Origin of the sequence: Candidatus Epulonipiscium sp., assembly GCA_012519205.1 — a bacterium.
Lineage (GTDB): Bacteria > Bacillota > Clostridia > Lachnospirales > Defluviitaleaceae > JAAYQR01.
On sequence record JAAYQR010000009.1, the window covers coordinates 16,974 to 36,706 of the forward strand.

General features: G+C 35.3%; 18 protein-coding genes. 1 reads left to right on the forward strand and 17 read right to left on the reverse strand.

The window, feature by feature from the left end; genetic code table 11:
- Positions 1 to 390: 390 nt before the first annotated feature.
- From GX308_02045 to GX308_02120, 16 genes are all read right to left on the reverse strand, one after another.
- Positions 391 to 1,089: a 5'-methylthioadenosine/adenosylhomocysteine nucleosidase gene (locus GX308_02045; GenBank protein NLK20874.1), complete on the reverse strand. Its 699-nt coding sequence runs from the start codon at positions 1,087 to 1,089 to the stop codon at positions 391 to 393.
- Positions 1,090 to 1,169: 80 nt separating this feature from the next.
- Positions 1,170 to 1,973, reverse strand: coding sequence for a hypothetical protein (locus GX308_02050; GenBank protein ID NLK20875.1), 804 nt, complete (start codon positions 1,971 to 1,973; stop codon positions 1,170 to 1,172).
- A 70-nt stretch (positions 1,974 to 2,043) separates the two neighbouring features.
- Positions 2,044 to 4,698, reverse strand: coding sequence for a VWA domain-containing protein (locus tag GX308_02055; GenBank protein NLK20876.1), 2,655 nt, complete (start codon positions 4,696 to 4,698; stop codon positions 2,044 to 2,046).
- A 263-nt stretch (positions 4,699 to 4,961) separates the two neighbouring features.
- A complete protein-coding gene (locus GX308_02060) occupies positions 4,962 to 7,766 on the reverse strand; it encodes a DUF5011 domain-containing protein (GenBank protein ID NLK20877.1) in 2,805 nt (934 codons plus the stop codon).
- Positions 7,767 to 7,933: 167 nt separating this feature from the next.
- The gene (locus tag GX308_02065) at positions 7,934 to 8,881 is read right to left on the reverse strand and encodes an acetyl-CoA carboxylase carboxyltransferase subunit alpha (protein ID NLK20878.1); all 948 of its coding nucleotides are present in this window, start codon (positions 8,879 to 8,881) and stop codon (positions 7,934 to 7,936) included.
- Positions 8,881 to 9,741 carry an acetyl-CoA carboxylase carboxyltransferase subunit beta gene (locus GX308_02070; GenBank protein ID NLK20879.1) on the reverse strand — a complete coding sequence of 287 codons (861 nt, stop codon included), beginning with the start codon at positions 9,739 to 9,741 and terminating at the stop codon, positions 8,881 to 8,883. The genes GX308_02065 and GX308_02070 overlap by 1 nt, the downstream gene beginning before the upstream one ends.
- 23 nt (positions 9,742 to 9,764) lie before the next feature.
- Positions 9,765 to 11,117 (reverse strand): acetyl-CoA carboxylase biotin carboxylase subunit, encoded by a 1,353-nt coding sequence (locus GX308_02075; GenBank protein NLK20880.1) that lies wholly within the window; start codon positions 11,115 to 11,117, stop codon positions 9,765 to 9,767.
- An 18-nt stretch (positions 11,118 to 11,135) separates the two neighbouring features.
- Positions 11,136 to 11,558 carry a 3-hydroxyacyl-ACP dehydratase FabZ gene (gene fabZ / locus GX308_02080; GenBank protein NLK20881.1) on the reverse strand — a complete coding sequence of 141 codons (423 nt, stop codon included), beginning with the start codon at positions 11,556 to 11,558 and terminating at the stop codon, positions 11,136 to 11,138.
- A gap of 11 nt (positions 11,559 to 11,569) precedes the next feature.
- A complete protein-coding gene (gene accB / locus GX308_02085; GenBank protein NLK20882.1) occupies positions 11,570 to 12,025 on the reverse strand; it encodes an acetyl-CoA carboxylase biotin carboxyl carrier protein in 456 nt (151 codons plus the stop codon).
- A gap of 11 nt (positions 12,026 to 12,036) precedes the next feature.
- Positions 12,037 to 13,275: a beta-ketoacyl-ACP synthase II gene (fabF, locus tag GX308_02090; protein ID NLK20883.1), complete on the reverse strand. Its 1,239-nt coding sequence runs from the start codon at positions 13,273 to 13,275 to the stop codon at positions 12,037 to 12,039.
- Positions 13,276 to 13,289: 14 nt separating this feature from the next.
- On the reverse strand, positions 13,290 to 14,039 hold the full coding sequence (gene fabG / locus GX308_02095; protein NLK20884.1) for a 3-oxoacyl-[acyl-carrier-protein] reductase: 750 nt from the start codon (positions 14,037 to 14,039) through the stop codon (positions 13,290 to 13,292).
- A 2-nt stretch (positions 14,040 to 14,041) separates the two neighbouring features.
- Positions 14,042 to 14,965 carry an ACP S-malonyltransferase gene (fabD, locus tag GX308_02100; GenBank protein ID NLK20885.1) on the reverse strand — a complete coding sequence of 308 codons (924 nt, stop codon included), beginning with the start codon at positions 14,963 to 14,965 and terminating at the stop codon, positions 14,042 to 14,044.
- A gap of 18 nt (positions 14,966 to 14,983) precedes the next feature.
- The gene (fabK, locus tag GX308_02105; GenBank protein ID NLK20886.1) at positions 14,984 to 15,922 is read right to left on the reverse strand and encodes an enoyl-[acyl-carrier-protein] reductase FabK; all 939 of its coding nucleotides are present in this window, start codon (positions 15,920 to 15,922) and stop codon (positions 14,984 to 14,986) included.
- Between the two features lie 46 nt (positions 15,923 to 15,968).
- Positions 15,969 to 16,199, reverse strand: coding sequence for an acyl carrier protein (gene acpP, locus GX308_02110; GenBank protein ID NLK20887.1), 231 nt, complete (start codon positions 16,197 to 16,199; stop codon positions 15,969 to 15,971).
- A gap of 25 nt (positions 16,200 to 16,224) precedes the next feature.
- Positions 16,225 to 17,199, reverse strand: coding sequence for a ketoacyl-ACP synthase III (locus GX308_02115; protein NLK20888.1), 975 nt, complete (start codon positions 17,197 to 17,199; stop codon positions 16,225 to 16,227).
- A gap of 1 nt (position 17,200) precedes the next feature.
- Positions 17,201 to 17,665: a MarR family transcriptional regulator gene (locus GX308_02120; protein NLK20889.1), complete on the reverse strand. Its 465-nt coding sequence runs from the start codon at positions 17,663 to 17,665 to the stop codon at positions 17,201 to 17,203.
- Positions 17,666 to 17,822: 157 nt separating this feature from the next.
- On the opposite strand from GX308_02120, the gene GX308_02125 reads away from it, so the two are divergent.
- Positions 17,823 to 18,227 (forward strand): hypothetical protein, encoded by a 405-nt coding sequence (locus GX308_02125; protein NLK20890.1) that lies wholly within the window; start codon positions 17,823 to 17,825, stop codon positions 18,225 to 18,227.
- A 22-nt stretch (positions 18,228 to 18,249) separates the two neighbouring features.
- Here the strand turns inward: GX308_02125 and GX308_02130 are convergent, their stop codons facing one another.
- The gene (locus GX308_02130; GenBank protein NLK20891.1) at positions 18,250 to 19,686 is read right to left on the reverse strand and encodes a hypothetical protein; all 1,437 of its coding nucleotides are present in this window, start codon (positions 19,684 to 19,686) and stop codon (positions 18,250 to 18,252) included.
- Between the last annotated feature and the right edge of the window lie 47 nt (positions 19,687 to 19,733).

Genomic DNA, 19,733 nt, shown 5'->3' on the forward strand with positions numbered 1-19,733 from the left:
TGATTTAATAATTGCTTCCGTATTTGTTTTATTAAACCCCTTTTCCTTATAGAGCCTATATGTCTTAATAATTTTATCTAAGGTGGGGTCCTTTGATAACCTCTTGCTTTCCTTTATCCATTTTTTAAAAGATTTCTTGAAATACCTAATACGAATGGTTAAAAATAATAAGCTGATTAGTCCTAAAGCAAAGAATCCTATTATAGCCCCTTGTAATATCGGTACTAATTGTATATACATTGATAAATCCATAAAAACACTCCTCCCATTATTTTACACATATTACTAATTATACATAGTATTCTTAAAATGTCAATTACTTACATTTGAAATAAAAAAGATGCCCTTAGGCATCTATATAAGTAGGATAAATCTATTATTCTTAATATCTTATAGGTTTTTTAACATTTCAAGGAGTATCTTATTGGAGTTTTCTGAGGCTTTATTTACAAATTCCTGAAAATTAATATCTGCACTGTTATCTGCCTTATCAGAAATTGAACGAATTATTACAAATGGGACTTTATTAAGATAACAAGTATGGGCAATACTGGCTCCTTCCATCTCTGCGCAATAGGCCTTAAAATTATCCCATATTCTTTGTTTTTCTTCTAAACTAGAGATAAACTGATCCCCGCTGGCAATCCTTCCTATAAATACATTAGGCCTTGGGTTAAGAAAATGAATACATGTTTTAGCTAAATCAATTAGCTTTTCATCAGCCTTAAAAAAGCTCTCCCCCATCCTCGGTATGACTCCTAAACCATCTCCAAAGGCTGTGGTATCGAAATCATGTTGAACCGCATCCTTTGATATTACAATGTCCCCTATATCTAGTTCTTCATAAACCCCCCCAGCAACCCCTGTATTGATTACATAATTAATATCAAAGTTATCTATCAGGGCTTGAGTACAAACTGCTGCATTTACCTTTCCTATGCCACATTGGACTATAACTATCTTTTTATTTTCTAGGGTCCCTTCGTGGAAGTAACTTCCTGCTATTTGTTTTACCTTTAAATCTGTTGATTTATCTTTTAATCCCGCCACTTCTTCTTCCATGGCTCCAATTATCCCTATTTTCATCATTTCTTCCCCTTTTTCTTATTTGAACTTGTTTTACTATTATAAACATAGAAGAACCCCCAAGCAAGGGCTTGGGGGATTTTTTATTTAATATTAGGTATGGTGCCTATATTAATATTGTCATTAAAATCAGCAAAAGATGAGCTACCACTAGTTGAATAAAATTTATTTGTTATATTGATGGAGGTACTATTATTTAACCATTCCTTATATTGTTCCATCGTTAATCCTGGCCTTGTTTTTAATTCTAAGAAGATGACTAATTTATACTCTCCTTCACCCTTTGTTCTAATGGTAATCGTCTTATCTGAATCTTTAAAGCTCAATGCTCCTGTAACATTTTTAATTTTGTAGCTACTAGCAATATCTGATATTTGTGGATTTATTTTGAGAATAATATCTTTTTCACTCTTTATATTCGTACTATTATCACCATCGGACACCACAAAATCAATATTAATAGTTGCATAATCCGGATATACATACCCCTTATTTGAAGATTTTTCAACTGTAAGAACATGAATTGTTACATTAGCTGTAGCAATTTCTATTTTTTCACCTAACTCTTCATCGTATATTGTCATAGTAGCAGTTAATACCCCTGCTCCTTTGTCATTGGCTTTAATATGGCCACCTGTTTTATTATAGGTAATAACCCCTGATGTACTATATTCAATACTAGTTCCCGTTAAGTCTCCTGGCAAATTGCTGGTGAACAAGGAATCTGCAGCCATGGTATCTCCTTTTAGCATAATACCATCCTCACCTGAAGGCTCTAAATTAACAACATAGGCTATGGTTGATGCGCTCTTAGTAGAACCATCTATGGTAGCTGTTATTACTTCTTTGCCTACTTTTTCTCCTTTTACAGCTACGGGGTTATTCATTGAGCTACCTAAGCTAATAATTCCTTTGTTTTCAGTACCCCAATTTACTTTTAAGGTACTAGGATTTAAACTAGCCTTTAAATCCTTTTGACTGCCCTTTTGTATATATAGCCTTGGGTAAGCTTATTCCTTCAGATACAATAACTTCTCTAGTTGCCATACCTACATTACCGAATTCATCCTCAGCAGTATAAGTTATAATATAGGTTCCTACCACATTGGTATCTAGTTTATCTACTATTTTACCATTTATTTTTATTTCTACTTTAATTTCTTCTTGGTCTATATCAACGAAGTCACCTAAATCATAATCGAAGTCTCTTGCACTATACCCTGGTTCTTCATAAGGGATACCTCGAAATACCTCCATGGGATTATCACCTAATAAAGCAACCTCAGGGGGTGTATTATCTACGATAAAAGCTCCATATATAGCCTCTCTTGCATGGCCCTTCTTATTTTCTGATCTAGCAGCTACATAGTATTTTCCTGATTCTTTTGGAAAAGGAATACCTTTTTCTGCTTCAAAGGTTGCTTCTGCTTCTTCCCCAGGAGTATTATTTGAAGTTGCCCTAAACCAGCTATTTGGAACTCTATATTTATTCTGTTCACTTTCTTTTATAACCTTGTTTTGATACAATTCTTCCATAAAACTTTCATTATCATTCCATGGGGTGTCCTTCATAAACATTTGGAATTCCCCTTCACCACCCCAGTTAAAATATTCCATATAAATCGGATAGGCTACACCTTTCTTAAGAGATACTTTATTATTGGTGTATATTAGCTTTGGTGCAGTATCTATAAAGTAGTCAGTAATTTCTATTTTTTCTCCCCCAACTATAATGTATGCATAGTTTCCATCATCAGATTGTATAGCAAAGTAGAAGTCCCCTGTTCTATCAGGTACTATATAACCCCAAAACTTAGCGGCTTCTTTATAGTCAACTCCCTGTGCCCCAACGTATCCGAAAAATAGGTTTGACCCTATTCTATCATAACCTGTAGGATTTCTTTTAGATGTTTCTAAAAGCCCCGAACGAATTATAATTTCATCCTTAGGATATTTGAATACTTCACTTCTATCAGACCACCTTGCGGTATCTTGCAGGGTCGGCATATGATTAACGTAATAATATCTTGATTTTAAGCCCTCTGTATCTAACATATCAGAAGGATTAACAAGCTCCATTGTTGCATCCAAAGGAAGCCAATTGATATTTTGTTCATTATGATCATTAATAAATGCATATTGTCCAGATACAACATCATTTCCGCTAATATTGATTATAGCAGTTGCACCTTCTTTTGCCTTTAATTTTTCCGATTCGCTTAAAATCTTTTTCTTTCTATCAGGTTTGGAATCATCTGTAACAAAAGGAGAAGAGCCTACTGTCCTATCACCATCTCTAACTTCAATAGATATTTGCGAATATAATTTACCTTTTACTATGACCCTCATATCATTAACTTCTGCTTGCCCATTATTACCAAATGGGTCTGTATAGATTAATTTCCCATTATTAAATAGATATTCTCCTTCTTCCAAAAATTCATATGGAATCTTAAGAGGCTCACATATGAAGTCATATCTATTAGTCTGTGGATTCTTCCTCATGGACGCACTGAGAGTTCCTGTAATTTTCCTTGATTTTTCGTTGTAAGAAAATCCTTCCGGCAAATCCCCTACATTTACCCCCACCGGTATAATTTCTTCGTATTTAACATTTTTGAATTGATATTCATCTAGCATTTTAGCTTTAACTTCATTAAAAGCTTGATTTAGCTCCTCTTCGGATTTAGCATCATAATATATCCTGCTTGCTACTACTGCCTCTGCATTGGCAGAGACTGCTATTTTATTTAAGTAATCTAAATTAGCATCATCAGAAAATCCTATAAAGAAAGGCTTTATATTCTTGTTATCTTTAATCATAGTACCTATTTTTTTAGCATATTCAAGGGAATATGGACGATTATTCTCTCCTGTTGTTTCTGCTAATACTGTTATATTATTTCTACCTTTATACATAAAATATTCTTCATAAGAAAGCCAACCCAGACTTCTCCTATAAGTTTCAAATGGAGTTTTCTGAGTTATTCCTGTATCTCCGCTATCAAGCTTATAGTCTGTAAGACTTTTATTATAAGTTGTAAATCCCTGGGGAACCCCATCGGTCATAACTAGCATAAATTTATTAGCATCTTTATTAGGAGAGTTAGCTAATTCATAATACCCCCTTCGCATCCCATCTCCTATATTGGTTGCCCCATTAGGATACATTGATGCAATCGTTTGCCTAATTTTTGAAACATCCGATGAATTATTCATACGATAAAAACCACTAACATTATCAGCACTATTTGAATACTGAACTATATTAATTGCTACATTTTCCCCTTTGTATTGATCAACAAAATTATTAACTGCCTTTTTTAGTACCTCTATCCTAGTGCTTCTTCCCATTCTTTCTTCCATGCTTCCAGATACATCCAGCACTAGAACAATTTCTCTAAAAGTTGGAGTATAAAATTCACTGTTTCCATAAAGGGTGTATTCAATTTCTTCAGTTGACCCTGTTTCAGTTATAATAACTGATTCTCTCACAATTTGTGAAATGCTAGCATTATATCTATCTGCTCCTAAAGTAGTAAATGGTGTCAAAAATATCTGCAATACAAATACAAAAGCTAAATACAATCCAAACTTCTTACCTACTTTCATTAAAATCCCCCGTTTCTTAAAATATTTTAATTAGTTCCCTATTAGATATTGAAATAGGAAAAATAATCTAATTCACTCTCATTATATATCCTTTTTTTAAAACATTCAATACCTTTAAAATAAAACAATGTAAATTGTTTAAAAACCTGTGCATTTTTGGTAAATATTCTAAATCCCTATGGTTATTTCATAAATTAAAATAAATAGACCAAACAAAAAGATAGAGTGGATTATCAAAAATCCACTCTATCACTTTAAAATAACTATTTTATATTAGGGATATTCCCCGGCTTAACACTGCTGATATGTTCAACAAAAGCTGAGCCTTCATCGGCATCAATAGTTAAATAAAACTTATTGTTTACATTGACATTTGTATTATTTCCTACCCACTCTTTAAATTCTCCTATTTTTAATCCACCTTTTAAGGTTAAGTCTAAGAAAAGTGTTAATTTGTAATCCCCTTCTCCATTAATTTTAACTTTAACCCTTTTGTTCCCAGCTGGATTGCCCAATATTTCTAGATTTCCTTCATCTTTTATAGCTTTTGTGATTTTAAAATTATCTGCGATGCCTCCTATTGAAGGAGCTATTCCAAGAACCATTTCCTTACTACCTGTAATGGTTTCTGCATCTTCTCCGTCAGATAACTTAAAACTAACAGTAACAATTGCATAATCAGAAGATATATATCCTACATTAGTGGCAGCATCTACAGTAAGAATAGGAATTGTTTGGCTAACGGTAGCAATTTCTATATTTTCATCCTTTTCTTCATCATATGCCGTCATAATAGCAGTTAAGATGCCCCTACCTTTGTCAGTAGCTTTAATAGAACCATCTCCACCATTATAACTAATATTTCCCGATGTAATGTATTTTATGTTGATTCCTTCTTCTGCTCCAAATAATGGAGTTAGTGCTGTGGGTAATTCATATTCGAATAATGTATTAGCTCCCATAGTTTCTGACTTTAACATATAATCATCAAAGTCCGAATTCTTCAAATCAACAACATAAACTATGGTAGTTGCCGTTTTAGATGTTCCTATTATACTAGCTGTTATTACTTCAACCCCTACTTCATTTCCTGTAACCTTTACAGAATTATCTGTTGCATTTGTTAGGGAAATTATGTTTTTACCTGCTTCATCACTCCAGTTAACCCTTAGAGTATCGGGATTTAGAATGGCTTCTAGGGTTTTTTGGCTACCTTTTTGTATATACATAACCTTTGGTAAGATTATCCCTTCAGTTACTATAACTGTTCTGGTTTCTTTAGCTTTATTGCCAAATTCATCTTCCGCAGTATAGATAATAGTATAGGTTCCTAATTCATTGGTATCTATTTTCTCAACAACCTTATTATTAAATAGTATCTCTACATTAACCTCTACTTCAACGTATTCACCTAAATCATAATCGAAGTCTCTTGCACTATATCCCGGATCTTTAAAGGGCTCCCCATCAGCAACTATATTAAGGATTGTATCACCTTCTAAGATAATCTCCGGGGGATCATTATCCACGATAAATGGTCCATATACAACCTCTCTTACATTATTTCTTTTATTTTCTGATCTTGCAGCTAGATAGTACTTTCCTGATTGTTCTGGGAACTTAACTACCTTAGAAGCTTCAAAAGTAGCCTCTGCATTTTCTCCAGGGTCATTATTAGAAGTTGCCTTAAACCAACTATTTGGAACTCTAAAGTTATTTGCTTTATCATCTCTTATGATTGGATTTCCATACATCTCACCCATAAAACTGTCATAACCATTCCATGGGGTGTCCTTCATAAACATCTGGAATTCTCCTTCGCCACCCCAGTTAAAGTATTCTATATATATAGGATAAGCTATATCCTTCTTAAGAGATACTTTCTCATTCGTATATATTAGTCTTGGGGAAGTGTCCCTAAAGTAATCAGTTATTACAATTTTTTCCCCTCCGACGATAATATATGCATAGTTTCCATCGTCAGATTGTATAGCAAAATAAAAATCTCCTGTTCTATCGGGTACTATATACCCCCAGAATTTAGCTGCCTCTTTATAATCTACTCCTTGGGCTCCCACATGGCCGAAAAACAAATTGTCTTTGATCTGGTCATAGCCTGTACTGTTATCTCTAGCTGTTTCTAAAAGCCCTGAGCGAATAATTATTTCATCCTTCGGGTTTTTAAATACTTCTCCCCTATTGGACCATTTTTCAGTATCTGTTAAAAGTGGCATATGACTAACATCGTAATATCTTGATTTTAATCCTTCTTCATCTAGTAAATCTGGAGGATTCTTAATATTAATTGTAGATTCCAAGTCCAGCCAATCTATATCTGTTGCATCGGGGTCATTAATGAAGGCATATTGCGTTGATAGTAAATCATGTCCAGTAATATTAATAGTACCTATTGCCCCTTCTTTTGCCTTTAATTTCTCGGAAGGAGAGATAATGAATTTTTGTCTAGTTGGAGGCAAGTCATTGGATTCAATCGGTGAAGAATCAACTATTCTTTCTCCATCATATACCTCCATAGAAATTTGGGGGTATTTCTCATAATCCCTTACATTAACTATTGTATTTGTAACTTCAGCTGTGCTTCTTCTATCAAAAGGATCCGTATAATGTAATTTTGCATTACTAAAATAATACTCTCCCTCATTTGGGAATTCATATACAACTTCAAAAGGAGTACAAACCAGTTCATATTTTCCTGATTGCCCTCTTTTCATAGATGCATCCAAATTACCGTAGAGTTTTCTTGAATACTCTTCAAAGTAAAATCCAATGGGAAGGACTTTTACTTTAACCCCTTTTGGTATTATCTCCTCATAATATGCAGATTTGAATTTAAATTCGCCATTTGAGCTGTTATAATTCTCCTCTGTACCAAAAAGGGTGTATTTAATCTTTGTGTTGTCTCCCTTTGTTGTTGTAACTACTGCTTCTCTCACTACTTGGGTAATACTAGCACTTCTATACTCTGCAAAGGACTGAATAGGCATCAACACTAGCTGTAAAATTAATGTAAATAAAATACAAAACCCCAATTTACCCTTGATTTTCATTATTCTCCCTCCATGTTTTATTTATTAATATTATATTCCTTTGTACTAATTAAAAAGACAAATATTACATTTTTTATGTAACAATTCAATTATATATCCTCTTAAAAGTTTTTTCAATAGTTTTAACAATTTATTCTATTTTAATTTTAAAAAAGATGAAGATATCTTCATCTTTTTTCATATTCACCTATATTCCTAAATTTTCTATATCTGTCTTGCAATAAATCCTGTACAGATTTATTTTTCATCTCATCTAATCCCTTTTTAATAAACCCTTTAATCTCATTACTTATTTCACCAATATCCTTATGAGCCCCTTCTAGGGGTTCAGGTATAATCTCGTCAATAATTTTAAATTCCTTTAAATCTTTCGCCGTAATTTTCATAATATCTGCTGCTTCTTTTGCTTTTGAACTGTCTTTCCACAAAATGGCTGCAAAGCCTTCGGGGGATAATATAGAATAAATAGAGTGTTCTAGCATATATATTTTATCTCCTACCCCTAGGGCTAAGGCTCCACCACTGCCTCCTTCCCCTATAACTATGGATATTATAGGAGTCTTTATCCTTGACATTTCCATTAAATTGAGGGCTATAGCTTCCCCCTGTCCCCTTTCCTCCGCACCAAGCCCACAGAAGGCTCCGGGAGTATCAATAAAACATATTATAGGGCGTTTGAATTTTTCTGCTTGTTTCATTAATCTTAGGGCTTTCCTGTACCCTTCGGGATGGGGCATTCCAAAATTCCTTTTTATATTTTCTTTAGTATTCCTCCCCTTTTGATGACCGATAATTGTCACAGGAATATCCTCTAAAAAGGCAATACCACCTACAATGGATGGATCATCACTAAAATTTCTATCTCCATGAAACTCTATAAAATCCCCAAATATCTTATCTATATAATCAAAGGTTGTTGGTCTTTCCCCATGTCTTGCCAAGCCTACCTTATCCCAAGGGGTAAGATTACTATAGGCTTCCCTTTTTAGTCCCATAAGTTTTTGTTCGATTACCTTTATTTCCTTTGATAGGTCTACCTCATGGATATTTGAAAACTCCTTTAGGGCTTGAAGCTGGTTTTCCAATGTTTCTAAATCCTTGTTTAACTTTTCCATTACTCCACCTCCTTATGAAGGTGTAAGATATTTCCTATGGTTTCTTTTAAAAAATCTCTCTTTACGACTTTATCAATGAATCCATGCTCCAATAAAAATTCTGCTCTTTGAAATCCTTCAGGGAGCTTTTGTTTTATGGTTTGCTCAATTACCCTAGGCCCTGCAAATCCTATTAAAGCCCCCACTTCCGCCAGTATTATATCCCCCAGCATCGCAAAACTTGCGGTCACTCCCCCAGTCGTAGGGTCAGTTAATACAGATATATATAGAAGTCCTTCATCATCATGCCTGGCAATGGCACTGCTGGTTTTTGCCATTTGCATAAGGGAAAATATCCCCTCTTGCATCCTAGCTCCTCCCGATGAGCAAAAGATTACAATAGGAAATCTCCTTTTGGTTGCTTCTTCTACTGCCCTTGTAATTTTTTCCCCTACTACCGAGCCCATACTTCCCATCAAAAAGTTGCTATCCATTACACATATAACTGTCTCTTCACCACAAACTTTGCCTATCCCTGTTATTACTGCTTCCTTTATCCCCGCTTTCTCTTCCTGACTTCTAATCTTATCTTCATATTCGGGGTAATTTAAGGGGTTTAGGGTTAATAAATCCTCATCTAACTCTATAAAAGTATCCTTATCCACAATCAATTCTATCCTATCTTTTGCTCCCATTCTAAAATGAAAGCCACAATAGGGACATAATTTGTTATTATCCTCTAAATCTTTTTTATACACAATTTTTTCACAAGAGCTGCACTTTATCCACATGCCATTGGGGATATTGGGGATGGGGGGGTTCTCATAAGAAGGAGCGGATGTGGTAACGTATTTGGTTTTTTTAAATAGGCCGTTTAACAATTTCTACACCACCTTCTAATGAATTACAAAGTATTGGATTTAAAATGCTTTTCTATAAAACCAGTATCTATACTGCCTTCTTCAAAATCTTTAATATGCGCAATTTGAAATAAAAAATCTATATTAGTATCCATCCCTTGGATTATAAATTCCCCTAGGGCAGATTTCATTTTGGCTATAGCATCTTTTCTATCTATGCCATAGGCTATAAGTTTTGCAATCATGGAATCATAAGTAGGGGGAACCTTATAGCCCTCATATAGGGCGCTTTCCACCCTAATACCAAATCCTCCTGGAAAATGCAGGTTTTTAACTGTCCCTGGAGAAGGCATGAAACCTCTTCTTGGGTTTTCTGCATTAATTCTACATTCGATAGCATGACCCTTTATTTTAATTTCCTCTTGTTTTAAAGACATGGGAAGGCCCGCCGCAATTTTTATCTGCTCCTTTATTAAGTCTATGCCCGTTACCATTTCTGTAACAGGATGTTCCACCTGGATTCTCGTATTCATTTCTATGAAATAAAATTTGCCTTCTTTATCTAATAAAAATTCTATGGTTCCTGCATTTTTATAATTAATGGATTTTGCAGCAAGTACTGCTGCCTCCCCCATCTTCTTTCGAAGGTTTGGGCTAATCGCTGGGGATGGAGCCTCTTCTATTACCTTTTGATGTCTTCTTTGAATGGAGCAATCCCTTTCCCCTAAGTGAATTATATTTCCGAAATCATCTCCTAGAATTTGAAATTCTATATGTCTTGGATTTTGTACAAATTTTTCTATATACATGGTATCATCCCCGAAGGATGCCTTGGCTTCCTGCTTTGCCGTGGTAAATGCCTTAAGAAACTCCTCTTTTGAGTAAGCAAGCCTCATGCCTCTGCCGCCGCCGCCTGCCGATGCTTTTATCATAACAGGATATCCTATTTCACTAGCTATATTTAAGGCTTCCTCAATATCCGAAACTGCTCCATCTGAGCCGGGAACTACAGGAACTCCCGCCTTTACCATGGTTTCCCTCGCCTTTGATTTATTTCCCATAAAATCTATCATATCTGCGGTAGGACCTATAAAAGTAATCTTACAATCCTGACACATCTGGGCAAAACGACTATTTTCAGATAAAAATCCAAACCCCGGATGGATTGCTTGAGCCCCTGTCAAAATCGTTGCACTTATTATATTTTCTATATTAAGATAACTATCACTGCCCTTAGGCGGTCCTACGCATATAGCTTCATCTGCCATCTGAACATGGAGGGCTTCTTTATCCATAGTAGAATAAATCGCAACAGTCTCTATGCCCATTTCTCTACAGGCTCTTATTATTCGTACTGCTATTTCTCCTCTATTAGCGATTAAAATCTTATTAAACATACAATCCCCCTTTCGGGTTTATCCAATAGCAAATGTAAGCTCGGCTTCACAGACCTTTTTATCTTCTACAAAAGCACAAGCCTTACCAATACCTATTGGCCCTCTTCTTTTTATAATCTCAACTTCCAATCTTAAAGTATCACCGGGAATAACCTTTTCCCTAAAACGTGCCTTATTGATACCTCCAAAATAAGCAGTCTTGCCCTTTAATTCTTCCAAAGATAGAAGACATACCGCTCCTACTTGGGCTAAGGCCTCTATAATCAATACCCCGGGCATTACAGGTTCCTTGGGAAAATGTCCCTGGAAAAAGTATTCGTTCATTGTTACATTTTTATATCCTATACCCTTTACCCCCGGTTCCAATTCATTTATTTTGTCTATTAATAAAAATGGATATCTATGGGGTATTATCCCTTGTATTTCTTTTATGTTTAGCATATTCTCACCTCTTATGACTTTATTCTAAATAGAGGCTCATTATATTCTACCAGTTCTTCATTTTTTACGAAGACTTCAACTACTTCCCCATCTGTATCAGCTTCTATTTCATTCATTAACTTCATAGCCTCTATAATGCATAAAGTATCACCTTTTTTAACTCTACTTCCTACTTCTACAAAAGGGTTTGCCTCTGGAGAAGGGGAATTATAAAAGGTCCCTACTATTGGAGATTTAACTATAGTGCCTTCTTTTATTTCTTCCTTGGGGGTCACTTCTACTAGTGTTTCTTCTTTTATGGGATTGATTTCTTTTATAGTTTGGATTTTAGGTTCTATAGAAGAGATAGATACCATTTCTTTTTCTTTTTTTATTTTTATTTTCAGACCATCTTTTTCTATTTCAAGGTGGGTTAAATTTGTCCCATCCATTGTTTTTATTAATTGTTCAATTGATTTATAATCCATAGCCGGCCTCCTTAGTTCATATATTTTTTAAATAGCAAGGAAGCATTATGTCCTCCAAAACCCAAAGAATTGGATAGAGCATAATTAACTTCACACTTTCTTCCTACATTAGGTACATAATCTAGGTCACATTCAGGGTCGGGGTTTTTATAACCTATAGTTGGAGGAATAAAATCTTCTCCTAAGGATTTTATGCATATTATTGCTTCTATTGCTCCCGCTGCCCCAAGCAGATGCCCGGTCATAGATTTTGTTGAGCTAATTGCTACATTTTTAGCTTCCTCTTTAAATGCCAATTTAATAGCTGCCGTTTCAAACTTATCATTAAGAGGAGTACTAGTTCCATGGGCATTTATATAGGATACCTCTTTTGGAGTAATTCCTCCCTCATCCATTGCTTCTAACATCGCCCTTGCTGCGCCATCCCCATCAGGATCTGGAGACGTAATATGATAAGCATCACAACTTGCCCCATATCCTACTACTTCGCCATATATCTTAGCCCCTCGTTTTATGGCATGTTCTAGGGATTCTAATATAACAATCCCTGACCCTTCGCCCATTACAAAACCACTTCTATCGGCATCAAAAGGAATAGATGCCCTATATTTATCAGTTGCCAAAGTAAGAGCTGTAAGGGAAGAAAAGCCCGCAACAGATATTGGGGTGATTCCCGCCTCTGCCCCCCCTGCTATAATAATATCTGCCCTTCCTCTTTGGATAGTATTAAAAGCTTCACCTATGGCATGACTTCCTGTCGCACAGGCTGTAACTACGGTGGAGCAAATTCCCCTGGCTCCAAATTGTATTGCAATGTTTCCCGCTGCCATATTGCTTATAATCATGGGTATCAAAAGGGGTGAGACTCTTCTTGGGCCCTTTTGCAGCATTTTTTCATGTTCCTTTTCAATTGTCCCAATACCACCAATGCCAGAGCCCACAATAACTCCAAACCTTTCCTTTACAATTGAATCAAGATTTAATTTGGAGTCATCTACCGCCATTTTAGCAGCGGCTACGGCGTATTGACTATATAAATCCATTCGCCTTGCTTCCTTTTTATCCATATAAATGCTAGGATCAAAATCCCTTACTTCTCCTGCCAGTTTAACTTGAAAGTCCTCTGTATCAAAATGGGTTATTTTATCTATACCACATTTACCAGCCTTAGTGTTTTCCCAGAAACTTTCTACAGAGTTTCCTAGGGGAGTTACGCATCCCATTCCCGTAATAACAACTCTCTTTTTCATAACCTACCTCCAGTCTAAAGGCTTCCCATTGCCATTCCACCATCTATAGCTATAACCTGACCTGTAATATAATTTGCTTCATCAGAAGCCAAAAATCCTACTAAATTAGCAACTTCCCTAGCCTTGCCTATTCTTCCTAGGGGAATTGCCTTTACTATTGCTTCTTTATGTTTATCCGAAAGAGTATCTGTCATATCACTTTCAATGAATCCTGGTGCCACTGCATTAACGGTAATTCCCCTTAGGGCTAGTTCTTTAGCTGCTGATTTGGTAATTCCTAAAATCCCCGCTTTAGCTGCTGCATAATTTATTTGACCTATATTCCCCATAAGCCCTATAACAGAAGATATATTTATAATCCTACCATGTTTTTGCTTTATCATTATCTTACTTACATGTTTTATGCAATTAAATGTACCTTTTAAATTAACCTTTATAACTTCGTCAAACTCCTCTTCTTTCATCCTAAGAATTAGGTTATCCCTTATTATTCCTGCATTATTTACTAGAACATCAATGGATCCTAATTTTTTAAAGGTTGTGTTTACTAAATCCTCACAATCTTTATAGGAGCTGGCATCTGCCTTTATTCCTAAGGCTTTTACTCCCTTTGCTTCTATTTCTTTTATTGTCTTTTTGGCTGCCTCTTCATTGCTTATATAGCTAAATGTTATATTCATACCCTTTTCAGCTAAATAAAGGGCAATTTCTTTTCCTATTCCTCTACTGCCCCCAGTTACAAGGGCATTTTTATTGTTTTCCATAGCTACCTCCTAAGAATTTCTAAGGTTTTTTCCAAGGATGTCATGTCTTCTACATTACATACAGTAACAGAACGGTTTATTTTTCTAATAAAACCAGTTAAAACTTTGCCCGGTCCTAATTCTATAAAAGTATCTACCCCTTCTTCTATCATTTTATTAATGCTTTGTTCCCATAAAACTGAACTCATTATCTGCCTTTTAAGTAGGCTTTTTATTTCTTCTTTTTTCACATAATTGGCGTTCACATTGCTAATAACAGGGATAGATATATCTTTAAAATTAATGCCTTCTAATTCTTTTTCTAATTTTTGGGCCGCTCCCTTTAGCATTGAAGTATGAAAAGGCCCACTGACAGTAAGGGGTATTACCCTCTTTGCTCCCGCAAGCTTTAACTGTTCTTCTGCTATTTTTAGAGCTTTTAGCTCCCCTCCTATTACAATCTGTCCTGGGCAATTAAAATTAGAAGCTTCCACTATTCCCTCAGTGATTGTATTTAGAGTATTTTCTAGTTCTTCCTTGGAAAGTCCTAAGACTGCACTCATTCCTCCAATATTGCTAGGAACAGCCTCCTCCATAAACTGCCCTCTTTTTCTAACCAAGGATACCCCTTCCTTAAAATCTAGGGCACCACTTGCTATCAAGGCCGAATATTCCCCTAGACTAAGGCCTGCTACCATATCCGGTTTTATCTTTTTTTCTATTGCCCTTAGGGCTATCATATTCACAGTTAAAATAGCAGGTTGCGTATATCTTGTTTGATTTAATCTTCCTTGTTTATCTTCAAAGCATAACTTCCTAATATCAAAGTCTAAGACCCCATTTGCCTCTTCAAAAACCTCGTTACATTCTTCTATATTCTCTGCCAAATCTCTTCCCATATTTATATACTGGGAGCCTTGGCCTGCAAACAAAAATGCAGTTTTCATGGTAATCTCCCCTAGAATTTATAATAGATAATTAGCTTTATTTATTAGTATTTCATTTGCTTCCTTGAACATTTCTTCTATAATTTCAGTACAGGTTTGCTCTTTATTAATCATTCCTGCAATCTGTCCTGCCATAACCGAACCCCCATCAACATCCCCTTCTCTTGTTGCCCTTGGAAGAGCCCCTTGACCTAGTTCTTCATATTTGTCTAAGGATGCCGCTATTTTTTCAAGTTTTAAAAGCTCCCTTGATAGTCTATTCCTAAGAATCCTAACAGGATGCCCTGTTGGTCTTCCTGTTACTACGGTATCTATATCATTTGCCTTTAAGATTCTATCTTTGTAAGCTTGATGTATGGTACACTCTTTTGCGACTAAAAATCTTGTTCCCACTTGTACCCCTATTGCACCTAACATAAGGGTTGCTGCAATCCCTCTACCATCTCCTATACCCCCTGCGGCAATAACGGGAATTTTTATTCCATCCGCCACTTGAGGAAGAAGTGCCATGGTAGTTAGTTCCCCAACATGACCTCCAGCCTCGCAGCCCTCTGCAATCACAGCATCGGCACCACATCTTTCCATCCTTTTTGCCAAGGCCACAGATGGTATAACAGGTATTACTTTTATACCGTGTTCTTTCCACATATCCATATATTTTCCCGGATTCCCTGCCCCTGTTGTAATAACCTTTACCCCCTCTTCACATACGAGATGAGCTATCTCTTCAGCGTTATCACTAAGAAGCATTATATTAACCCCAAAGGGTTTATTGGTTAATCCTTTCGTTTTTCTTATTTCATCCCTTACATAAGGAGTCGGGGCATTACCGGAGGCAATAATCCCAAGGCCTCCTGCATTAGAAACGGCAGCAGCTAGACTATGATCTGCAATCCATGCCATACCCCCTTGAATAATGGGATATTTTACTCCTATTTCACTCCAAAAACCATGCATACCTTTTACCTCCTAGAAGAAAAGTCAGATGCACTCATCTGACTCTTTATTCCTGCTTGGACTCAATATACTTTACTGCATCTTCTACTGTCCTAATGCCTTCCATATCTTCATTAGGAATTTCTAGTTCAAATTCTTCTTCTAATGCCATTACTATTTGGAATAAATCCAAAGAATCGGCATCTAAATCTTCTTGAAAATTAGACTCTAGCTTGATTTCGCTTTCATCAACCCCTAGTTGTTCTACTATAATCTCTTGTATTTTCTTTAATATCATTTTAAATTCCTCCTAATATTTTAATTTATTTCCATTGGAGTAACACCGAACCCCAGGTTAGGCCTCCTCCAAATCCAACCAATACTAATAAATCATCTTTTTTTATTATCCTTTTTTGATTCATTTCATTTAATGCTATGGGAATGGTTGCGGCAGTTGTGTTGCCGTAATCCTGAATATTTTTATAAAACTTATTAATATCTATGCCCATCTTTTTTGCTACTGCATCCATTATCCTTGCATTGGCCTGGTGGAGCACATAGTATTTTATATCTTCATTTGTATAAGCCCCATTATTTAATACCATTTCTATACTCTGTGGAACTATAGTGGTAGAAAAGCGGTATACTTCCTTTCCATTCATATGCATGATTGATTGTTCTTCCTTGGTGGCATCCATAAAAGGATGGTTCATATGAGCCCCAGGACAAGATAATAATTCATCTCCCCTGCCATTAGAACCCGTATAAAAAGATATTAATCCTTTTTCAGTGCTTCTTTGTAAAACTACAGCCCCCGCCCCATCCCCAAACAGGACACAGGTACTTCTATCGGACCAATCCAGTATCTTTGAATTGGTATCTGCTCCGATTATTAAGATGGTTTTACTTTGTCCTGAACGGATAAATTGGAAACCTGTGTTAAGAGCATATATAAACCCTGAACAGGCTGCTGAGATATCAAAACAAGTCGCATTATAAGCACCAATTTCTTTTTGTACCAAACATGCAGTAGAGGGCATAAAAGAATCCGGGGTTATGGTGGCAACTATAATCAAATCCACTTTATCCGGTGTAATTTTCGCATCTTTAAGGGCCTCCTTAGCAGCCTTTGAGGCTATTTCTGATGTATTTTCCCCCGTTGATATCCTTCTTTTTCTTATTCCTGTTCGGCTGGCAATCCATTCATCAGTGGTTTCTACTATATTAGATAACATATCATTGGTTATAATTTGCTCCGGAACAAAGCTTCCTGTCCCAATAATCTTAGCTTCATACATATTAAGACTCCTCTTTTTGGTTTAAATGATAGCGACTTTTTAAATAACTACTTAACTGATTAAGTGATTTAACCAAAATTTCCTCATCTTCTAACTCCATTCCTTCTATCATGGCGGTAATCATATCCGTATGAAATTTTTCATGGATTCTATGAGCAAGCTTACCTTTCTTGGTAAGTTGTATTTGTACTATTCTCCTATCATCTTCAACCCTTTTTCTTTCTACATAATCTTTTTTAACCAATCTGTTTATGGCTGTTGTCAAGGTTCCCACAGTGATTTTCAAATCTTGGGCTACTTCTGACATAGTCCTTGGATGATACATTCCTATAGCCTCGATGGTGTGCATTTCTGTAACGGATAAATCGCTAAATGCCCCTTTTTTCAAGGCAGTTTGTTCAATAGTTAAAATATCATTAAAGATATCTACCATCAGATGATTTAAAACTTCTGTTAACTTTTTCATTCTGTATCACCTCAAGCATTTTTTGATACTCAAATATTTTGATAATCAAAGTATATATAAAAAAATTATTTTTGTCAATAAATTTTTTCCTTTCCAATCTTTATTTGAATTTTAAATGGGAATATGAGAAAAATAATTAAAGAAAGGAGGTTTTTTTATGTTTCATAGCAATCCTGAAGAAAATAAAAGATTAAAAAACAGAAGTGGAATGAATCAAACTTCTAACGAAGATAAAAGAAGACTTGAACAATTAGAAAATTTAGTTGAGGCCCATACAAGGACCGAAAGACATCTTGAACAATATTCTAACATTGCATCAGAGGAGCATCTAGAAAGAGCAGAGGAACTTCAAAATGTGAGGGAAGAAGAAATCGAACATCTTGAAGATATTATTGCATATGGAGAAAATGTAAAGAATAATCAGCTAGAAAATGTAAAGAAAAACTTTGAGTATACAAAAGGCTATATGAATAATAACTTAAATCACATGGATAAAAAAACTTTAGAAAAAACTAAGGAAAAACAAGAGCATAGAAAAGAACAAATGGACTTTTTACAGTAAAAAGGTCAGCATCTGCTGACCTTTAGCTATTTAAAAGCTGTTTTGCTTCTTCTATATATTCTTTTGTTTTTTCTGTCATTTCTATATTTACCAAAGCCTTGCTATTTGTGTCTTTCAAATCTTTTTCTAATTTGATGATTCTTTCAAGATAAGGTTTTGCAGACTCCTCATCCCCTTGTTCCATATAAAACTGAACTACAGCTAAATATGCCTGGGCAACTTCCTGATATCTTGGGGAATACATAGGATTAAGCTTTAGGGCTTTTTCTACAGCCAAGAGCCCTTCTTCAATATTTCCGCTGTGAAACATGCTTTGAGCCCGATTCATAGCTATAAATGGATTGTAAGGTTCTAATTTATATGCCCTTTTTACTAATGCAGCCTGTTTAGTTTCTAATATAAGAATTTGATTAGAATCATTTTTTTCAAGAATCTTATAGAATTCATTGTAAAGCTCTGATAAATCATAAAGTAAATCGGAATCTACCGGTTCTCCTTCACGGATCATATAATTAACATTCCAACCATTAAAGGCAATTGCCTTTTCCATAATATTTATCGAATCCAAAACATCTTGAGGCGTAACATTTTCGTGATTTACCAGTTTAGTTGCCTTTACGGCATAACTTCTTCCAATCTGCCAAGAAACTGGGAAGATTACTATCACTAAACCCAGTAGCATCCCTACCCAAGGTTTAATCGAAATTTCCATATCTTTTTTTACTTTTATACCATTGGCACATCCCATAAGGGCAAATCCCATAAGTGGGAGGGAAAAATAGGAGAAATTAAAATCTAAAGTACTATGGGCTAATAGCATTAGTATAGGCATAAGAACTAATGTTATTATTATCCCACTTTCACTCTTTCTGTTTTTAAAGTATAAGATAAATAGGGATACCACAAGCAAGATTAAAACCAAAATCCCAAGTAAGCCTGTTTCTAGCCACATCTGGAGAGGAAGGCTATGGGCCTCTGATGAGCCGTAAAAATAAGACTGATACTGCCTATACATGGAATTCCAAGCGTTACCCCCAGCTCCTAAGAGCCAATGTTCTTTTAATATATTCAATCCATCCCTATAGAAATTATTTCTCCCCGATGTAATACCTGTTATAGAACCTATTTGGGAGAAACGCTCAACTAAAAACTTTGGAAGAATTTTAAATAAAAATCCTGTCTTTAATGCTGTAATTCCTCCAATTAAACTTACTGCTCCCAAAAAAGCAGCTACTATTAGATATATTTTCGTTGAGATTTTAGATAGGAATGGTAGGGCATATATCAAAACAAAGCTTATTACCAATGCAGCTATAAAAGATACTATAGTAATAATCCACCCCTTTTTTATTAAACCTTGCCCTTCATTTTTCATTATTAATGGAATCATTGCAGTTAATAATCTTCCTGAAAATAAGGAAATTACCATAGAAGGTAAACTAGAAAGTATGACTTCCAACCGTTTTCCCTTTCCCGGAATAAGGATAATTAATAAAATATAAATAA